Consider the following 18,169-nt stretch of genomic DNA (forward strand, 5'->3'; position numbering starts at 1 on the left):
CATTCCATTATCAATACATTATCGTAAAATTCATTTAAATTATAATAAAAAATGAAGCTTAAAAAACACAAATAACTGAATATCAATGAATTACAGGCAAAAAGGAGAAATAGCAAAAAAATAAATCACTTAAAAGCAGAAAATAACCCATTCCAAATCTTCGCTTAGTTCTTCTTATTCCCTCGTTTGTTCTTGCCCCCTCTCCCTTTTTCTTGCTCCCTCTCCCTCTGGAGAGGGTTGGGGTGAGGTCGGGTTGGGGTGATGTCGGGAATAAGGGTACGCCTATCACAATCAATTATATATCTTGATGATGAATAAAAGAGGGGAATAAAAAGCGAAGATTCGAAATGTACTCAAAAATTACTTTTATACCCAAATGATACCTAATATTGTTGTCTGAAATGTTTTACAATGTTTATGAAAAAAAAGTATGTATTAGCTGCTGCATGTAGCCTTGCAATAGCAACAGGTTTTGCACAAACCAAAACAGTTACCCTTGATTATTATTTCAATCATGAATTTAAGAAAGCGGCCAATGGCGAAATGGCAAGGTTCCATTATATGTGGGAAGATACTGCCCAAAGCGGTTTTAGTAAATTAGGGAGTGTATTTACCAAGAATGGCTTTAAACTAAAAACACTGGAAATAGCCCCTACCGCAAGCAATTTAAAGGGAACTTCGGTTTACCTGATTGTAGATCCAGACACAGACAAAGAAACAGCCAAGCCCAATTATATACAACCAGAAGACATTAAAGCCATTGAAACCTTTGTAAAGAAGGGGGGGATTGTATTGATGCTGGCCAACGACAGCTTGAATGTAGAATTTGAACATTTCAACCATTTAACAGAAGCATTTGGCATACACCTGAACAAAGACATTAAAAGCAGGGTAAAGGGAGATGAATTTGAAATGGCAGCATTTTATACACCCAAACACGACAAAATTTTTAAAACTGCAAAGCATGTTTATTTAAAAGAAGTAACCTCACTTAGCTTGTCAAAAACTGCCAAGCCAATTTTAGTACACCAAACAGAAAAATATGTAGTAGCTGCTGCTGCCAAAGTGGGCAAAGGCATGGTAGTAGTAGTGGGCGACCCTTGGTTTTACAATGAATACCTAAACGGAAGGCTGGGTGAAAACACAGGCTGGGACAATGACAAAGCAGCGGATGACTTGGTAAAATGGTTTGGGAAGCTGGCGAAATAGATTATTCATAACCAGTTGCCACTAAGGCACAAAGACTCAAAGTAGCACGAAGAAAAGAAAGAAGGATTTCATGCTTTGTGTTTTTCTTGCTTTCAAACTTTGTGCCCACTTGTGTATTTGTTGCTTCCTGGTAAATTGCACCTGAGCTGTAATCAATGTTACAAATGGCTTGCTCTATTTTAGCATAAACAGGTAGATTTGCAGCTATAACGCTTATTATGGATAAAAGGTATAGTCAGTCAAAAGCATTAGGAGCCATTACCAAAGCCAGCTTCATTGCAAACCTGAAAAACCCGCAGTCGCTGGTGTTCAGTTTGCTGTTCCCACTAATATTCGTGTTTATTTTTGGCGCATTTGGCGGTGGCGGGTTTACTAAGTTCAACATAGCTTTGTCGCAAGGGTGCGACACTAGCAACATCTTGTACCAAACCATTGCAAAACAGCCGTTTATCGTATTTAAAAAATATACAGATACCGCCAAGATGCGGCAAGACCTTGAAAAAGGCAACCTCACAGGTATCCTTACCATACAGAAAACGGCAAGTGGCAGCGACACAAGCAATGCACTGCCGCATTTTAACCTTACCATTAAATCTACCTCGGCAAGCAGCCCCGATTTGTCGCAGCTAGTACCATTGTTAGAAAATATTGCTGATAAACTAGAGAAAAAACTAAGTGGCAACAGATCGGACTTTGTAGCCATAAAACAAGACATTTATAATGTGCGGCAGTACAAGCAAATAGACTTTGTACTACCTGGGCAAATTGGCTTCTCGTTGTTGTTTTCCACCCTTTTTGGCATAGCATTTACCTTCTTCAATTTGCGTGAACAATTGGTTTTGAAACGCTTTTATGCCACTCCTGTAAACAGGCTAAACATATTGCTAGGCATTGGTTTCAGTAGGATTTTCTTCCAGTTAATCAATGTGCTTGTATTGATTAGTGTAGGCCATTTTTTTATTGGGTTCACGCTGGCACATGGCTTTGCTACTTTTATAGAAATGGTATTGATGAGTGTTTTGTTTTTATTGATGCTAATGGGTGTAGGTCTTATTTTCTCCAGCATCGTGAAAAATGACACCATGATACCACTAATGATTAATATATTCAGTTTGCCGCAAATGCTGCTGTCTGGTACATTTTTCCCCATTACCGTGTTCCCGGTTTGGCTGCAAAACTGCTGCAAAATATTGCCGCTCACGCATTTTAACCTAGCAATGCGTAAAATATCTTTTGAAGGTACAAGCATCCTTGAGTGCTGGCAAAATATTGGCGTGCTGGGGCTTTGGATAGTGGCTATTTATTTTGTAGTATGGAAGGTTTTTAAGTGGGAATAGCACTTTGTTTTGAGTTTTGAGTTTTGAATTATGGTATAGGGTAGAATCTAATACCCCTTCTTTGCCTCCCTGTATTTTGCCTCAAAAACTATTTATGAAATTTATCAAGCTTGGTTTTATTAGTTTTTTTATATTTTTTTTAATGGCTACTGTTTTGGGTTTAGTATTCCCTTCTATAGTTGTGGTTTCCAGGGCAATAGACATTGGCGTGCCAAAAGACTCTGTTTATAGATTTATAAAAGACATCAATGGGTGGAAAAAATGGATGGATGGCATCAATGATAGCACCGCCATAATAGAAAGCCCTTTAAAAGCACATATTGGCCGTTCAGAAATAATCATTTCACCTACTCATATTGGGGACAGTATTGTAAATGCAACATGGGCCACCAAGAACAACGGTATTCAAGAAAGCAGCTTGCAACTATTCCAAGAAAAAGGGCAGGCTAACACAGTAGTACACTGGCAGTTTGTGCAACACATCAAATGGTACCCGTGGGAGCGTTTTGCATCGATGATGAGCGATAAAATAATGGGAACAATGATGGAGAAAAATTTGAACCACTTGAAAGAAATATTGGATGCCCCCTAATCAATTGAAACTTGATTATGGCAATTTTTAGTAAAGTTCTAATTACTCATGTTTTAGTTAGCATGCTAGGGTTTCTACACAACTCCATAGAATCACTTTTTTTTAAGAACATACCAATAAGCATAATTGCAAAGCCTACAAAGAAGCCAAATATCTATTTAACAATGTGTCCGTTCTTTGCTTCCCCTTATCCTTTCGTCAGGGTGCATAAAAGTCTCCCTACAAGCAACTGGTGTTTAGCTAAAAACAACCAATTTATATGTAAAATTAGTGCCATTCGTGCATTCGTGGTAAAATGGTTGTATAGGAGTTTTCGCTTTTTGGCGATATTCCCAAATCTTTAAAAACCTTATCTTTGTGCCAGAAATGCACTTGCTAAAAACACAGGTTAAATGTATTTTACAAGCTAATCAAATAGTATCTGTATCAAAGTTCTTTTTTTATTAATATTAAAATAGTTTTAGCCTAAAAAATTTGCCTTGTTTTTATAGCAATAAAGTACGCAGAAAGTACGCACAAAATGAGCATAAAATACGCAAAAAATATGCACAAATTACTCAAAAAATAGGCACAAAATAGGCATAAAATGCGCATAAAATTTTGCCGTTATTGTTGATAATCAATGATTTAAAAGCATGGGAACGATTTTTCAAAAAATCGCAAATAGGAAAAAAACCGAAAATTGTCAAAACTGAAACTATTTTAATAAAAAACCCAGAAAAAGTAATAGTGTAGAAATGGTATAAGTGTTCTCGTTTTGCATCCCATCTTCTTGCCTGTGGGGTGTTTGTTCCGGCTTTTTGGGATAAGTGGCGGGCAGGGTGGCACTAGGGTGTTTTTTCACTAAAAAGCGAAAAACTTTTATGCACCCTTTCCTCAAGTGAATGAAAATTCTCATTCCAAAAACTTTTATTTTTGGTTGCACCCAGTGTTATTTCTAAAAAAAAATAGCAGTATAGTAATGTTTCCGAAATAGCTATCCCCATTTAGCTATGCAGGTAGCTATTATATGATTCGTGGATGTTAACCTTGCTATCCCAAGATCCTTTTTGGTAATGGATGTAATAGTCTGAGTTTTTAGATATTGCGGGGTCGTGCCTTTGCTGCGACATGATGATGTACTTGTTTCGCTGGGCAATAGTATAGGTATTGTCTTCGTTGGTAACATGCCCATGGCTTGTTGTAGGGTCCATCATTACCCACCCATTTTTGGGCAGGAACACTTCTGCCCAAGTATGCTTTCCAGTAGTAGTCATTTCCATGGTGTAGCCGTGAATCGATTTTGCTGGTATATGGTTGGCCCTTAAAAGGGCAACAAACAAATCGCAATATTCCGAACAATCGCCATATCCTTTTTTCAATGCCCTTCTTGCACCCACCGTGTCTGGGCCATAGTCGGTATAGTAGGTTAGTTTTTCCTTTACATAACTATAAGTTTTCATTACTGTTTCTACGTTGTTGGCCTGCTTTAGTCCTGCTGCCAAGTCTTGTATTTCTGGGCAATCGCTTTCTATGTATTTTTCAGCCGAAAGGTTTTCTGGTGTATAAGCTGCGGCAAGTTGCGAGGTGTCTATTTCTTTAATTTGCTGGTATATAGTTATCTCACAGTCAATCTTTAGCTTAAATGCCTCATCTACACTATCAAAATGGAAATAAGCATAGTTCAAGTCATTTTTTAAAACAACGCTGTCTGGCTGGGTAGAAAAAGCCATGCTTTTAACCCATTGCCTGTCTTTTATGGAATAAGGCACTTTTACCTTTAGGAATAATTTCCTTATATAACCTTCGGGCTTTATTTTATAAATTAATGAAAAGCTTGCGTTTTTTTGGTATTTACTTTCATCGGTTGTGGAATTTTGCACCCCGGAACAAGAAATTGTTATCACGCAAACAATAAGGGTATAGTATTGGGTAAGCTTCATAAGTGAAATAATAGAATTGTACTAATGATGTGCAATTTTAATCAAAGAGCCACAAAGGCAAAAAAACACAACGAGGTACAAAGGTTAAGGTGAAAAAAAAGATTATCTATTTCTTCTTCTCATCTTAGTGCTTCTTCGAGCCTTTGCGTCTTTGTGGCAAAATAATTAAATGCAAAAGGTGAAAAACCATTTTCGTTTTTCACCTTTTTTGGGAGGAAATATCACCTTCCGTAATAGTGTTACCATTTACGGCAACAATGGTTAGAAAATAAAGGTAGGTAACATTTTGAAACCACAAAATTTTTCTTTCAATCTTTTGCAAACATTTTTGTTTGTAATCTAAATTAACGTATAAATCCCTTGGTATAACTTAAAACCTAAAACACAAAACTTAAAGCAAAAAATTAAACGTGCATTTTCTCTTTCTTGGCCAACAATACTTCTACTGTTTCCTCGTACATTTCATCAGGAACACAACAATCTACAGGGCAAACAGCGGCGCATTGAGGCTCCTCGTGAAAGCCCTGGCATTCCGTGCATTTGTTTGGGGAAATATAGTAGGTATCCACGCTTAGTGGGGCAAAACGTTCTGCCACATCTACCACAGTGCCATCAAGCAGGGTAAAGCTGCCTTTGATGGTAGTGCCATCTGAAATAGCCCACTCCACACCACCTTCATAAATAGCATTATTTGGACATTCTGGTTCACATGCCCCACAATTGATACATTCGTCTGTTATTTTAATAGCCATATCTGTACTTTTGAATTTGTTTGGGTGTAAAAATAAAAGAGTAAACTGATTTAAAAAAAATGGATTTACAAGAACGCATAAAAATAGTAGAAAAACTTGGCATTTATATGCAAAGTAGTGAAGATAACTGGGTAAATATAAAAGACAAAGCACTAAGGGAAAATCCATGGTTCACGAAAAACTTTATTTCGATTGCCATTAATAACATAGCCATCCATTTTTTGCAGGAAAATTTAGTGCAGCAATGGGTGGGTAAATATGGCGTAAAGGATATGCCTGCTATGCAAAAAAATGTAGGAATAGTAATGGCAGGGAACATACCATTGGTGGGGTTTCATGATTTCTTGTGCGTTTTTATCAGTGGGCACAGGCAAACAATCAAGATGTCTTCAAAAGACGCAGTGCTTATCAAGCACTTGGTAGATAAATTGATTGAATGGGACTATGGCGTGGCAGCATACATTCAATTTGCTGAGAACCTAAAAGGCTGCGATGCCTATATTGCCACTGGCAGCAACAACAGCAGCCGCTATTTTGATTTTTATTTTGGAAAATACCCCAATATCATTAGGAGGAACAGGACATCGATTGCCTTGCTTGACGGGGATGAAACAGAAAGTGAATTGGATAAACTAGCTGATGATATTCAATTTTACTTTGGGCTAGGTTGCAGGAATATTACCAAATTGTATGTGCCTACCGGGTACAATTTTATGCCCCTGCTGGAGGCATTGAAAAAATACGACTATTATTTTGATTTCCATAAATACAAGCACAATTACGATTACCAATTGGCTTTGCTGATGATGGGGCGTAGGTTTTACATGACCAATGGCTCAATAGTATTGGCAGAAGAAAAAAGTATTTTTTCGCCAGTAAGCCAGGTGAACTATGAGTTTTATACCGATAAAGAGAAAATACTTGGGGAACTGAAAAGCAACGAATCTATCCAGTGCATCGTTGGCAAAGGCAATATAGCTTTTGGTGCTGCCCAGCAACCATCCTTGGAAGATTATGCCGACGGTGTAGACACGATGTTGTTTTTAAGCGATTTGTAGAATAAGATTTTTCGCCACGAAGGCACAAAAACAGAAAGTGGCACGAAGAAAAGGTAAAGAAAGTAAGTTTATTTTTCTAAGTTTATTGGCATGAATACATGAAGTTGCACTAATATTTTTTTATTCGTGTTTATTTGTGCATTCGTGGCAAAATCTTTTAGATTTGGTTTATATTTTTCGTGCCTTTTCGTGTTTTCGTGCCTTTGTGGCAAAAAAAGGGTCATCCTGTAGAAACGGGACGACCTCTAACGATTGCTTGCCATATGAAAAGAGTTGAATAACTATCAGCCGCAAGCTATGCGTATAAAGAGCCGATGTTATTTGAGCAATTATTTCTTCTTGATAGAATCAACTTTTGCTTTAGCAGTATCAACTTTTGCTTTAGCTGAATCCAAAGATTTAGTTGAATCAACCATTTTAGTTGAATCAACCATTTTAGTTGAATCAGCAGCAGGAGCTTCAGTTTTACCACCACCGCAAGCTGCGAATGCACCAAGAACAAATACGAACAATAATTTTTTCATGTTAAGAAGCTTTTTTTTGTGAGTGAATTTAAAGTTAATACCACTAGGGCATAAAAGGTAACCCAGTAAAATCCTATTATTTTTATTTTTTTTTAAAATTAATTTTAAGGCTTGTTTTGGGTTACTTTTAATTAAACAACAGTATTAATATACACAGTGAAAGCGGAAATAAACGAACAAGCATTACTGAAAGGATTAGCGAACAACGACACGAAGGCGATTGAAGCTATTTATAAAAGTAACTTCAATATGATTCAGTCATTCGTTACTAATAACAATGGAACTTACGACGATGCAAGGGATATTTTCCAGGAAGCAATGATTGCGCTATATGAAAAAGCACAGGGCGGATCATTTGTTTTAACCTCTAAATTGAACACGTATGTATATTCCATATGCCGGCGGCTTTGGCTCAAACGGCTCCAACAGTTGGGCAGATATAGCAACCAAATTGATGGCCTTGAAGAGGCTGTTTCGGTGGAAGAAGACTTGGAAACCCATTTAAAAAGAAATGCCGAGTTTACTATCATGGATAGGGCGCTGAATAGCCTGGGTGAGCCATGCAAAAGTTTGCTAGAAGGGTTTTATCTAAAACAGTTAGACATGCAGGCACTTGCGAAAGAATTTGGTTATACGAATGCACACAATGCAAAAAACCAAAAGTACAAGTGCTTGATGCGGTTGAAAAAATTGTTTTTTACTCAGTACAATATAGGAGAATAAACTAAGTTAAGTAATTACGACCACTATGAACGAAGACATTTTAATGCTCCAGGCTATTGAGCGCTACATCGATGGCACAATGCTACCTGATGAAAGGGCATATTTTGAGCAGTTGAAAAACAACACGCCAGAGATAGACCAAATGGTAGTAGAACATTCCATGTTCTTGCAGCAGATAGATAGCTATAGCAACAGGGTTGCCCTAAAGCACCAGTTGAATGACATCCATGAGAAATTGATACTCCAAGGCAATATTGACGAAGGCCTAAAAACCTCCTTTAAAGGCAAAGTGGTGCAGATGTACCATAAATACAAAAAAGATATGGCCATTGCGGCATCTGTTGGCGGGGCAATAGCATTGGTTATCAGTGGGTTGTTTACCTATTTTTCCCCTGTTGTTAGCAATAGCAAATTGCAGCAATTGAGCATGGAGTTTGCCGTGATTAAGAAAAACCAGCAAGTACAAGGGTCTATTATTAACGAGGTAAAAAGCAAACTACCTAAGAATGCAAGCCTGATAAGCGGGGGTTCTGGCTTCTTGATTGACACCAAAGGCTTTATTGTAACCAATGCACACGTATTAAAAGGTAACAGTGCCATTGTGGTGAGCAATGATGGCGACGAGTTTAATGCTGACATTGTTTTTATAGACGGCAAGCAAGATTTGGCCATCCTTAAAATAAAAGATGAAGATTTCAAAGCAATAAAAGCATTGCCTTATAGCATAGGTAAAACAAATATAGATTTAGGCGAGGAGATATTTACTTTGGGCTTCCCTAAAAACGATATTACATACACGCAAGGTTACCTTAGTTCAAATACTGGCCTGAATGGCGATACTGCTACTTACCAGATACAAATGAACTCCAACCCAGGCAACAGTGGAGGGCCAGTATTTAATAAAAATGGCGAAGTAATTGGTGTGCTTAGCTCACGCCAAACACAGGCAGACGGTGTTACCTTTGCTATTAAAAGCAAGAACCTTTATTCTTTAATTGAAGAATTGAAGAAGGAAGACACTACTTTCCAAAAAATAAAACTGCCTGTTACTTCTAGCGTAAAAGGAAAGGAAAGAAAAACACAGGTGAAGAAAATAGAAGACTGCGTATTTTCGGTAAAAGCATATAATAAGGCAAAATAAAATACCTGCGGCTAAGCTATAAAAGCTAAAAAAGAACACAAATACAATAAACCCTGGTTTGAATTTTCAAACCAGGGTTTTATTTTTTATACTATTCCTTGTTACATTCGTAGTTTACTAAATGGCATATAAACAATGATACCATATTGGATGAGCAGGACACAATTGCTGCTGGGTGATAAGCCTATAGAAACACTAATGTCTAAAAATGTATTGGTAGTTGGGCTGGGTGGGGTAGGAGGCATTTGTGCAGAAATGATTGCAAGGGCAGGGGTTGGCAAAATGACCATTGTCGACAACGACTCTGTGGACTTGAGCAATACCAACAGGCAAATACCTGCGCTGCACTCCACTGCTGGCAAATTGAAAGCCGAAGTAATGGCAGAAAGGCTAAAAGACATTAACCCAGCTTTAGAGCTAACCGTGCTTGCCCAATATGTAAAAGATGAATTAATTGAGATACTACTAGCGGATAGCAATTTTGACTATGCCGTGGATTGTATAGATACCCTTGGCCCCAAGGTGCAATTTATAAAAGCCTGTAAAGACAGGGATATACCTATTGTTACCTCATTAGGTGCTGGCGGCAAGGTGGACCCCACCCTAGTGCAAATAACAGACATATCAAAAACCTATCAATGCACACTGGCTAGGTATGTGCGCAAACGGCTGCATGGCGTAGGCATTTACAATGGGCTGCAAGTAGTATTTAGCCCAGAGGTAATAGATGCAGAAAGGGTTGTTGTAAGCGAAAAGGCCTTCCCCAAAAAATCTATTATTGGCACAATTAGCTATATGCCCGCTATTTTTGGCTGCATGGTGGCAAGCGTGGTAATAAGGGGGTTGATGCAAGTGCCTGATCAGGGCAATGCTATATAAAAGAATATTGCGTCATTTTTTCAATAGACCATTGGTTGCCAACCTTCAAAAGGTTGGCAACCCTAGCAATAGATTTGTCGACTCGATTTGGTAACTTTCTAAAAGTTTCTAAATCTAAAAGTTAAAGGCGAAAAACTTTTATACACCTTTAGAATATACCCTTAACAGAGTTTTCCTTAATTTTGCAAGTGCTATGAGTACTACAACAAACAAAAAAATAAGGATAGCTATTTTAGATTTGTATGAAGGGCAAGCCAACCAAGGTATGCGCTGTATAAGGGAACTGATAATACAATATGCTGCGGACAATGGCATTGCTATTGAATTTGACGAGTTTGATGTGCGCCAATACGCTCAAGTACCCGGCACAGGCTACGATGCCTATATTTCCAGCGGGGGGCCAGGCTCCCCTTTAGACTCGGAGGAAACCCTTTGGGAAAACAAATATTTTAACTGGTTGCAGCAAATAGAACAATGGAACAATGATGCTGCAAACACCATAAAAAAAAGGGTGCTGTTTATCTGCCATAGCTTTCAACTAGCTTGCAGGTACTACAACACTGGGGTAGTTTGCAAACGCAAAAGCACTTCTTTTGGCGTGTTCCCCATCCACATGCTACAAGATGGCTTTGGCGAGATTGTATTTGAAGGGCTTAAAGACCCATTTTATGCAGTGGACAGCCGCGATTACCAAGTGATAAAACCAAATTATGCCCAATTGGAAAAGATTGGGGGCAAAGTATTATCAATAGAAAAAGAAAGGCCGCATGTGCCTTACGACAGGGCTGTCATGGCCATTCGATTCAACAAATATTTTGTAGGCACGCAGTTCCACCCCGAGGCCGACCCCATTGGTATGAGCATGTACCTGCAAACCGAGGAAAAGAAAAAAGCCGTGATAGACGAGCATGGCGAAGCCAAATGGAGCAGCATGGTAGCACACTTGCAAGACCCCGACAAAATTGTATGGACGTACAACCACATCCTTCCCAATTTTTTAAATGATGTGATACATCATTCCAAATTATAATCATTTGCTTTTCCAATAAACGGATGGTTTCCAATATCAGCCTACCACGGGTTGCACCCATGGCTACTATTGTTCAACCCTTTCAGGTTTTTTGGCAAACTCATTACGCACCACTAACTAACCATCGCTCATAATTCATAATTCATAATTCATAATTCATAATTACCTTCGCCGCCTTATGGCAAAAGAGGTTGTTTTAAGTGGCATACGCCCTACGGGTTTTTTGCACCTAGGTAATTATTTTGGCGCAATGCGCAATTATGTAAGGATGCAGGACGAGTACAATTGCTATTTTTTTGTAGCAAACTGGCATAGCCTTACCACTCACCCAGATACCAAGGAGTTGCAAACTGCCGTTCACCGGGTAATTGCAGAAAACATTGCTTGTGGGCTGGACCCTGAAAAAGTAGCTTTGTATGTGCAAAGCGACGTGCCGGAGATTGCAGAGCTGTACCTGTACCTAAACATGCTGGCATACAAAGGCGAATTGGAAAAAACCACTACTTTCAAAGACAAGGCAAGGTTACAGCCAGACAATATTAATGCAGGATTACTCACCTACCCTGTATTACAGGCAGCGGATATTTTAATCCACAGGGCAGTAAAAGTGCCCGTTGGAAAAGACCAAGAGCAGCACCTGGAAATGGCACGCAATTTTGCCCAGCGGTTTAATCACCGATATGGGGATGTGTTGCCAGAGCCGCAAGCATTTAACTATGGAGGCGAGTTAGTGAAAATATTGAGCCTAGACGGCAACGGAAAAATGAGCAAAAGTGAAAACCAGTTGAATACCTTGTATTTGGCAGATACAGACGACTTGCTACGCAAAAAAATAATGAAGGCAAAAACAGATCAAGGGCCAGAAACGCCAAACAGTCCGAAGCCCGATTATATACAAAACCTTTTTACTTTAATGCGTTTGGTTAGCACTCCAGATGCAGCACAAAAATTTGAAGACGATTTTAATGCAAGCAGCACAGGAAATTGCATTATACGCTATGGCGACATGAAAAAGCAATTAGCAGAAGACATGGTAACGTTTATAACCCCAATCCGGGAAAAAGCATTGGCTATACAAGCAGACAAAATATTATTGTCGCACATTATCAAACATGGGGCAGAAAAGGCTAGGGAAAGTGCAAGTGCTACCCTTACAGCCGTAAGAAATGCAATAGGCGTGAACTATTAAACATACGTGCAAAGCTTTATAGATATTTTTTTATAAAAATGGGGGAAACTAAATCTTGCCATCAAAAATCTTTGTTTTAAGTTCGTTGCTTTTGCGATAGCGAAAATTGATTTTTATTTTGTTTGGCTGCTTATACTATTACATTAAACTTCATGCTTTAAAGTTATTCTTAATTATATGTCAGATTTAAAAAAGCCAAAGCACATTGCCGTTGCTGGCAATATTGGTGCAGGCAAAACAACGCTTACACAAATGCTGAGCAAGCATTACAAATGGATTCCCCAGTTTGAGGACGTGGACCATAATCCCTATTTAATGGATTTTTACGATGACATGCCTCGGTGGAGCTTTAATTTGCAGATATATTTTTTGAACAGCCGTCTTAAGCAATTGCTAGATATTCAGCGAGGAACAGAAACCGTGATACAGGACAGGACAATTTATGAAGATGCAAATATATTTGCGCCCAATCTGCATGACATGAACCTGATGAGCAAGCGGGATTTTGATAATTATTACCAGTTTTTCCAAACGCTGAAATCGATGGTGCAGCCGCCAGACTTGCTTATTTACTTAAAAGCATCTGTGCCCACACTTGTGTTCCAAATTCAGAAAAGAGGAAGGGAATATGAAGAAAATATTCGCCTTGATTACTTGAAAAAATTAAACCAATACTACGATAAATTCATTGAGGGTTACAAAGAAGGGCCTGTGCTGATTATAGATTGCGACAAGAACAAGTTTGCAGAAAACGAGGAACACCTTGGGGAAGTAATCAATAAAATAGACAGCCAGTTATTTGGCTTGTTCTAAAGAATTGCCATTCTAGTTATTATTTTGGGTATCACAAGAGTTGCCAACCTTCAAAAGATTGGCAACTCTTACCTGCAACAAATATCAAGTACTTCTCTTTTCTTTTTTGTTACTACTCGGGTCTCGAAAGAGTATAAAAAACAATTAAAAGTAGCAGGCTATCAAATTGCCCCTGAAAATATAACCACAATTGAAAAAAAAATGGAAGGGCTCCTGCTCCAACAAGAGAATGTTTCGCCAAACAATAAAGTACAAGCATTCATTAATAGATTTACAAAAAACAAAGCCAGCATACTTACCTTCCTTAGGAACCAATATGTGCCGCCACAACTACACGTCCGAAAGGGCTGTAAGGAACATAAAAGTGAAAACAAAAGTGTCTTTTCAATTCAAATCAGAAAACGGAGCAGAAAGATTAGCTATGCTGAGGTCTATTATTGATACTGCCATAAAATCAGGAAATGATATTCTTTACGCTATCACTATTATGATGCACTACTGCCCTGAGTAGTAACATTTTTTCTTTACAAAACCCATATTCCTGTTCATCATTGCTACAAACAATCAATAGTTTTTCTTGGCAATAATCATGGATAAGTTGATGGTAAAGTGCATATCCTATTGCATCGAAATTAGTGCATGGCTCGTCTAGCAGTAAAATAGGCACGTCTGAGAAAATGGCTTGCGCCAGTTTAATGCGCTGTTTCATGCCACTACTATAAAACCGGATTTGCTTATTAGCAGCTTTTTCCAGGCCAATTAGTTGTAGTATTTCCGCAATTGAAATATTGGGCAATAAAGGTTTAAAGGAAGCATGGAATTTCAGCATTTCTGTTGCTGTCATCTCTTCTACTAATTCCAAATAAGGGGCTGCAATAGATAAGTGTTTGTAAAGATGTTGAGCGTGAACCGTTGACCGTTCACCGACTGCCGCACCATCGGTGAACGGTTCATGCTCAACGATCAACGACACCTCCCCCTCGCTAGGGTTAATTGCCCCGGCAATGGTTTGAAGCAAAGTGCTTTTTCCACTACCATTATGCCCAGTAATGGCATACGACATACCTGTTTGGAAGGTATAGTCGCAATTCCGGAAAATCCATTCCCGGTTAAAACGTTTGCCTACATTTTTTAGTCGTAAGTGATATGTCATAAGTCGTAAGTGATAATGCGTAAGAGGAAGTCGCTAATTACGTCAACTACTTATGACTTACGACTTACGACTTACGATTACTTTCTGCTATAATTCGGTGCTTCCTTGGTTACGTCCACGTCGTGGGCATGGCTTTCTTTCATGCCTGCATTGGTAATTTGTATAAAGGTAGCTTTTTGAAGTTCTTGTATGTTTTTGGCACCACAGTAGCCCATGCCAGCCCTTAAACCACCAGCGTATTGATATACAATTTCGCTAAGGCTTCCTTTGTAGGCTACCCTGCCCTCAATGCCTTCCGGCACTAATTTCTTAATATCGTCTTCCACATCTTGGAAGTAGCGGTCTCCACTGCCTTGGCTCATGGCGCCTAGGCTGCCCATCCCACGGTATTCCTTAAATTTCCTAGCTTCAAAAATGATGGTCTCCCCAGGGCTTTCTTCCACTCCTGCAAATACACTACCCATCATCACTGCATTTGCCCCTGCTGCCAAGGCTTTTACCATATCGCCTGTGTAGCGGATACCGCCATCAGCTATTAATGGAACTCCACTATCTTTCAATGCATGGGCCGCTTCCATAATGGCGGTCAACTGCGGAACGCCTGCACCTGCCACAATACGGGTAGTACAAATAGACCCCGGGCCAATGCCTACTTTAATGGCATCGGCACCTGCTTCTGCCAGTGCCAGTGCGCCATCGGCAGTACCAATATTACCAGCGATTATCTGTAAAGCAGGGAAGTTTTTGCGTAGGTTTTTCAGGGCGTCTATCACACCCTTGCTATGGCCATGGGCACTGTCAAGGGTTACAATGTCCACGCCCACATGCTGCAAGGCAGCAGCCCTATCTAGCATATCTTTGGTAATGCCCAATGCTGCCCCCACCAATAACCTGCCATAGGTATCTTTCACTGCATTGGGGTTGTTTCTGCGTTGCAAGATGTCCCGGTAGGTAATTAGCCCAATCAGTTCACCCTTGCTGCTTACAATAGGCAGTTTTTCTATTTTGTATTGCTGTAAAATTTTCTCTGCTTTTTTTAGGTCGGTGCCTTCAGGTGCGGTAATCAGGTTGGTGGCCGTCATTACTTCTTTTACCTTCTTGCTTTTATTCCCTATTTCAAAACGTAAGTCCCGGTTGGTCAATATACCCACAAGCATATTAGTTGGGCTTACGATAGGGATACCGCCAATTTTATTGTCCTTCATCATCCGCAAGGCATCACCCACTGTGGCATCTTCCAGTAAAGTAATGGGGTCAATAATCATCCCGCTTTCGCTACGCTTTACCTTGCGCACTTGCTCGGCTTGCTTGTCGATAGACATATTCTTGTGCAAAATGCCTACGCCCCCTTCCCTTGCCAAAGCGATTGCCAAGTTGGCTTCGGTAACGGTATCCATGGCTGCTGACAGCATGGGTATGTTCAATGTTATTTCTTTAGTAAGTTGCGATTGGATATTTACATCGCGAGGGAGTATTTCACTGTAGGAAGGCATTAGCAATACATCATCGTAAGTAAGGCCAGTACCAAATATCCTAGACTGATAAGAATTGCTTGCCGAAGCAGTTTTTATTATTGCCATAGGCAAAGATATATGGCAGTATTAAATTTAGCAACGATTTTTTAAATAAAAGTAAAGAACACGACAATTGTTAACTTATCCTGTAATATTTAATTGTGAAATTCGCTCAAAAAGTGTCAATTAAAATTAGTTTGTTCTCCATTCCTTAATTGCTTTTCTGGTTTTGGCAATCTCTTCAAATTGTTCATCGTAAAAGTTGGGGTTGTTAACAAAAATGCCTCTTCTTCAGAAATCCCATTAGCTCGCAAAGTAGCTTTTTCTACTTCTTTCTTTAGCCTTAACCATTGAGTTGAGGGCAACTGTTTTGCCAGTTCCACTAATTGTCCAAATCCTATAGTTACTTGTATTTGCATAATGACACGACTAAATTAATTTTTTCTTAATAAGGAATCAAGGGGTGCATTTCAAAACTTCGCTTTTTATTGTTTTCTATATAAAAGCAGCGGGCATGATTCATTTTGTAAAGCCTACCCCCTAATCCTTTCGAGGAGCTGTTACGCATCACCACTTATCACCCATCATGGGGGAAATTTTGGATACGCATGGGGGCATATTTCCCCCATATAGGATTGTCCTTTTCAATTGTCCGTGAATTAATCCCAATTTTACAGTATGAAGTCCCTTTGTCTCCGCTAGGCCAACCGCCTCGGTTTACCTAGTCACGGTTCTTAGACTTGTGGCACTATATTTTATATAAAAATAAAAAATTACAATATGTTCATTTCCGCCTTAAAAAACACTCATAAAGCACTCACTTTTCACTCACAAATCACTCACTTTTCACTCAAAAAATACTCAAAAAACACTCACAAATCACTCTTCTTAAAAAACAAAAAAGTACTGTATTTCAATGAATTATCATCAAATAAAGCTTGAAAATTAAAATCAAGTTCAAAAATACACTGCCATACAAAGGGGGTAACGCCCCAAAAAGAGTTTAAAAAGGATGTGTGCGCACAAATGCTCTTTGGAGGGGTACAATATATAAAGCTATTTTAGGATAACGCAATTAGTGAAGTTTTGAAATGTACCCTACAATGTTATGAAACTAAGCAAGTGCTCATTAGAAATTTCACTAAATATAGTCAAACTACAATTATTCTGCATGGTTCTTGTATTGTCAATCTTATTCATTTCAATAGAATGTCATTATATAGTATTTCTTTGTGGCAATGCATTTGTTTAATTTATAATCGCAATAACAGTAGTACCATTTAGTATATTATGCACACACAAGAAAATATTGAGCAATTAGGCCAGCAAATACAGCAGCAATCTATCGTTATAGACCGCCTGCAAACAGAATTGCAAAAAGTAATCATTGGCCAGCAGCTAATGGTGGATCGCCTGCTGATTGGGTTGCTAAGCAATGGGCATGTGTTGTTGGAAGGCGTGCCTGGCTTGGCCAAAACATTGACCATTAAATCGCTTGCAAAAGCCATTGATGCCCCTTTTAGCCGCATACAGTTTACTCCTGATTTACTGCCAGCAGATATTGTAGGCACCATGATTTATAACCAGCAGCAAAACGAATTTTTTGTACGCAAAGGCCCCATTTTCTCCAATTTCATTTTAGCAGACGAAATAAACCGTGCCCCAGCCAAAGTGCAAAGTGCCCTGCTGGAAGCCATGCAGGAAAAACAGGTAACCATTGGCGACAAATCTTACCAGCTTACCGAGCCCTTTTTGGTATTGGCCACGCAAAACCCACTGGAACAGGAAGGTACTTATGCCCTGCCAGAGGCTCAGGCAGATAGGTTTATGCTGAAAGTAGTAGTTGGCTACCCAGATAAAAAAGAAGAGCAATTGATTATCCGCCAGCAAGTGCAAAGCCTTGCTACGCCAACCATAAACACAGTTGCCAGCATCGCAGATATACTTGCCGCACGGGCATTGGTAAAGCAGGTGTACATGGACGAAAAAATAGAGCAGTACATTTTAGATATTGTTTTTGCCACCCGCTTCCCCGACCAGTATGGGCTAAACAAGTTAAAGCCTTTGATTGGTTATGGTGCTTCGCCAAGGGGCAGCATCAATCTGGCTTTGGCCGCAAAGGCGTATGCATTTATGCAAAAAAGGGCTTATGTACTGCCAGAAGATATTAAAGCCATAGCCAAGGATGTTTTGCGCCATCGTATTGGGCTAACTTACGAAGCCGAAGCAGAAAATATGAACACAGAAAAAATTATAGAGGATATTTTAAAGGCGGTAAAAGTGCCTTAGAAAAGGCAAATAGGCAAAGAGTTATAACTAAAGCGAAAGTTTTA

The 18,169-nt window shown here is 39.2% G+C and carries 17 protein-coding genes; 11 read left to right on the plus strand and 6 right to left on the minus strand.

The features are described 5' to 3' along the window. Nucleotides 1-417: 417 nt before the first annotated feature. From ACHFIY_RS17465 to ACHFIY_RS17475, 3 genes are all read left to right on the plus strand, one after another. Nucleotides 418-1,209 (plus strand): DUF4350 domain-containing protein, encoded by a 792-nt coding sequence (locus ACHFIY_RS17465; protein WP_410847409.1) that lies wholly within the window; start codon nucleotides 418-420, stop codon nucleotides 1,207-1,209. Between the two features lie 218 nt (nucleotides 1,210-1,427). Beyond that, on the plus strand, nucleotides 1,428-2,546 hold the full coding sequence (locus ACHFIY_RS17470) for an ABC transporter permease (RefSeq protein WP_410847410.1): 1,119 nt from the start codon (nucleotides 1,428-1,430) through the stop codon (nucleotides 2,544-2,546). A gap of 94 nt (nucleotides 2,547-2,640) precedes the next feature. Then, on the plus strand, nucleotides 2,641-3,138 hold the full coding sequence (locus tag ACHFIY_RS17475) for an SRPBCC family protein (RefSeq protein ID WP_410847411.1): 498 nt from the start codon (nucleotides 2,641-2,643) through the stop codon (nucleotides 3,136-3,138). A gap of 986 nt (nucleotides 3,139-4,124) precedes the next feature. Here the strand turns inward: ACHFIY_RS17475 and ACHFIY_RS17480 are convergent. Continuing rightward, nucleotides 4,125-5,060, minus strand: coding sequence for a transglutaminase-like domain-containing protein (locus ACHFIY_RS17480; protein WP_410847412.1), 936 nt, complete (start codon nucleotides 5,058-5,060; stop codon nucleotides 4,125-4,127). Between the two features lie 404 nt (nucleotides 5,061-5,464). Continuing rightward, nucleotides 5,465-5,812: a 4Fe-4S dicluster domain-containing protein gene (locus ACHFIY_RS17485; RefSeq protein ID WP_410847413.1), complete on the minus strand. Its 348-nt coding sequence runs from the start codon at nucleotides 5,810-5,812 to the stop codon at nucleotides 5,465-5,467. 59 nt (nucleotides 5,813-5,871) lie between these two features. Between ACHFIY_RS17485 and ACHFIY_RS17490 the strand changes: the two genes are divergently transcribed. Then, nucleotides 5,872-6,870, plus strand: a complete 999-nt coding sequence (locus ACHFIY_RS17490; protein WP_410847414.1) for an acyl-CoA reductase — start codon at nucleotides 5,872-5,874, stop codon at nucleotides 6,868-6,870. Between the two features lie 329 nt (nucleotides 6,871-7,199). Here the strand turns inward: ACHFIY_RS17490 and ACHFIY_RS17495 are convergent, their stop codons facing one another. Next, nucleotides 7,200-7,394, minus strand: a complete 195-nt coding sequence (locus ACHFIY_RS17495; protein ID WP_410847415.1) for a hypothetical protein — start codon at nucleotides 7,392-7,394, stop codon at nucleotides 7,200-7,202. A gap of 156 nt (nucleotides 7,395-7,550) precedes the next feature. Here ACHFIY_RS17495 and ACHFIY_RS17500 point away from each other — a divergent pair, with 156 nt between their 5' ends. The 6 genes from ACHFIY_RS17500 (at nucleotide 7,551) to ACHFIY_RS17525 (ending at nucleotide 13,169) form a co-directional block, all read left to right on the plus strand. Beyond that, complete coding sequence (locus ACHFIY_RS17500) at nucleotides 7,551-8,117, plus strand: RNA polymerase sigma factor (RefSeq protein ID WP_410847416.1); 567 nt, start codon at nucleotides 7,551-7,553, stop codon at nucleotides 8,115-8,117. A 25-nt stretch (nucleotides 8,118-8,142) separates the two neighbouring features. Then, nucleotides 8,143-9,258, plus strand: coding sequence for a S1C family serine protease (locus tag ACHFIY_RS17505; protein ID WP_410847417.1), 1,116 nt, complete (start codon nucleotides 8,143-8,145; stop codon nucleotides 9,256-9,258). A gap of 135 nt (nucleotides 9,259-9,393) precedes the next feature. Further along, the gene (locus tag ACHFIY_RS17510) at nucleotides 9,394-10,137 is read left to right on the plus strand and encodes a tRNA threonylcarbamoyladenosine dehydratase (protein WP_410847418.1); all 744 of its coding nucleotides are present in this window, start codon (nucleotides 9,394-9,396) and stop codon (nucleotides 10,135-10,137) included. A 193-nt stretch (nucleotides 10,138-10,330) separates the two neighbouring features. Then, a complete protein-coding gene (locus ACHFIY_RS17515) occupies nucleotides 10,331-11,167 on the plus strand; it encodes a type 1 glutamine amidotransferase (protein WP_410847419.1) in 837 nt (278 codons plus the stop codon). A gap of 178 nt (nucleotides 11,168-11,345) precedes the next feature. Further along, complete coding sequence (trpS, locus tag ACHFIY_RS17520; RefSeq protein ID WP_410847420.1) at nucleotides 11,346-12,356, plus strand: tryptophan--tRNA ligase; 1,011 nt, start codon at nucleotides 11,346-11,348, stop codon at nucleotides 12,354-12,356. Nucleotides 12,357-12,533: 177 nt separating this feature from the next. Beyond that, a complete protein-coding gene (locus tag ACHFIY_RS17525) occupies nucleotides 12,534-13,169 on the plus strand; it encodes a deoxynucleoside kinase (protein ID WP_410847421.1) in 636 nt (211 codons plus the stop codon). Between the two features lie 454 nt (nucleotides 13,170-13,623). On the opposite strand, the gene ACHFIY_RS17530 is transcribed toward ACHFIY_RS17525, so the two are convergent. From ACHFIY_RS17530 to ACHFIY_RS17540, 3 genes are all read right to left on the minus strand, one after another. Beyond that, the gene (locus tag ACHFIY_RS17530; protein WP_410847422.1) at nucleotides 13,624-14,322 is read right to left on the minus strand and encodes an ABC transporter ATP-binding protein; all 699 of its coding nucleotides are present in this window, start codon (nucleotides 14,320-14,322) and stop codon (nucleotides 13,624-13,626) included. 77 nt (nucleotides 14,323-14,399) lie between these two features. Continuing rightward, a complete protein-coding gene (guaB, locus tag ACHFIY_RS17535; protein WP_410847423.1) occupies nucleotides 14,400-15,902 on the minus strand; it encodes an IMP dehydrogenase in 1,503 nt (500 codons plus the stop codon). Between the two features lie 116 nt (nucleotides 15,903-16,018). Next, a complete protein-coding gene (locus tag ACHFIY_RS17540; RefSeq protein WP_410847424.1) occupies nucleotides 16,019-16,255 on the minus strand; it encodes a hypothetical protein in 237 nt (78 codons plus the stop codon). A gap of 868 nt (nucleotides 16,256-17,123) precedes the next feature. Here ACHFIY_RS17540 and ACHFIY_RS17545 point away from each other — a divergent pair. Further along, complete coding sequence (locus ACHFIY_RS17545) at nucleotides 17,124-18,125, plus strand: AAA family ATPase (protein ID WP_410847437.1); 1,002 nt, start codon at nucleotides 17,124-17,126, stop codon at nucleotides 18,123-18,125. The last annotated feature ends 44 nt before the right edge of the window (nucleotides 18,126-18,169 follow it).

Origin of the sequence: Parasediminibacterium schistidii, from assembly GCF_046546515.1 — a bacterium.
Lineage (GTDB): Bacteria > Bacteroidota > Bacteroidia > Chitinophagales > Chitinophagaceae > Parasediminibacterium.

What these genes read in the sequence shown, in the direction of transcription:
- ACHFIY_RS17525 (WP_410847421.1), top strand. Translation starts at nt 12,534, where the DNA reads ATGTCAGATTTAAAAAAGCCAAAGCACATTGCCGTTGCTGGCAATATT.
- trpS (WP_410847420.1), top strand. Translation starts at nt 11,346, where the DNA reads ATGGCAAAAGAGGTTGTTTTAAGTGGCATACGCCCTACGGGTTTTTTG.
- ACHFIY_RS17470 (WP_410847410.1), top strand. Translation starts at nt 1,428, where the DNA reads ATGGATAAAAGGTATAGTCAGTCAAAAGCATTAGGAGCCATTACCAAA.
- guaB (WP_410847423.1), bottom strand. Translation starts at nt 15,902, where the DNA reads ATGGCAATAATAAAAACTGCTTCGGCAAGCAATTCTTATCAGTCTAGG.
- ACHFIY_RS17475 (WP_410847411.1), top strand. Translation starts at nt 2,641, where the DNA reads ATGAAATTTATCAAGCTTGGTTTTATTAGTTTTTTTATATTTTTTTTA.
- ACHFIY_RS17490 (WP_410847414.1), top strand. Translation starts at nt 5,872, where the DNA reads ATGGATTTACAAGAACGCATAAAAATAGTAGAAAAACTTGGCATTTAT.
- ACHFIY_RS17465 (WP_410847409.1), top strand. Translation starts at nt 418, where the DNA reads ATGAAAAAAAAGTATGTATTAGCTGCTGCATGTAGCCTTGCAATAGCA.
- ACHFIY_RS17510 (WP_410847418.1), top strand. Translation starts at nt 9,394, where the DNA reads ATGATACCATATTGGATGAGCAGGACACAATTGCTGCTGGGTGATAAG.
- ACHFIY_RS17540 (WP_410847424.1), bottom strand. Translation starts at nt 16,255, where the DNA reads ATGCAAATACAAGTAACTATAGGATTTGGACAATTAGTGGAACTGGCA.
- ACHFIY_RS17530 (WP_410847422.1), bottom strand. Translation starts at nt 14,322, where the DNA reads ATGACATATCACTTACGACTAAAAAATGTAGGCAAACGTTTTAACCGG.
- ACHFIY_RS17505 (WP_410847417.1), top strand. Translation starts at nt 8,143, where the DNA reads ATGAACGAAGACATTTTAATGCTCCAGGCTATTGAGCGCTACATCGAT.
- ACHFIY_RS17495 (WP_410847415.1), bottom strand. Translation starts at nt 7,394, where the DNA reads ATGAAAAAATTATTGTTCGTATTTGTTCTTGGTGCATTCGCAGCTTGC.
- ACHFIY_RS17480 (WP_410847412.1), bottom strand. Translation starts at nt 5,060, where the DNA reads ATGAAGCTTACCCAATACTATACCCTTATTGTTTGCGTGATAACAATT.
- ACHFIY_RS17515 (WP_410847419.1), top strand. Translation starts at nt 10,331, where the DNA reads ATGAGTACTACAACAAACAAAAAAATAAGGATAGCTATTTTAGATTTG.
- ACHFIY_RS17485 (WP_410847413.1), bottom strand. Translation starts at nt 5,812, where the DNA reads ATGGCTATTAAAATAACAGACGAATGTATCAATTGTGGGGCATGTGAA.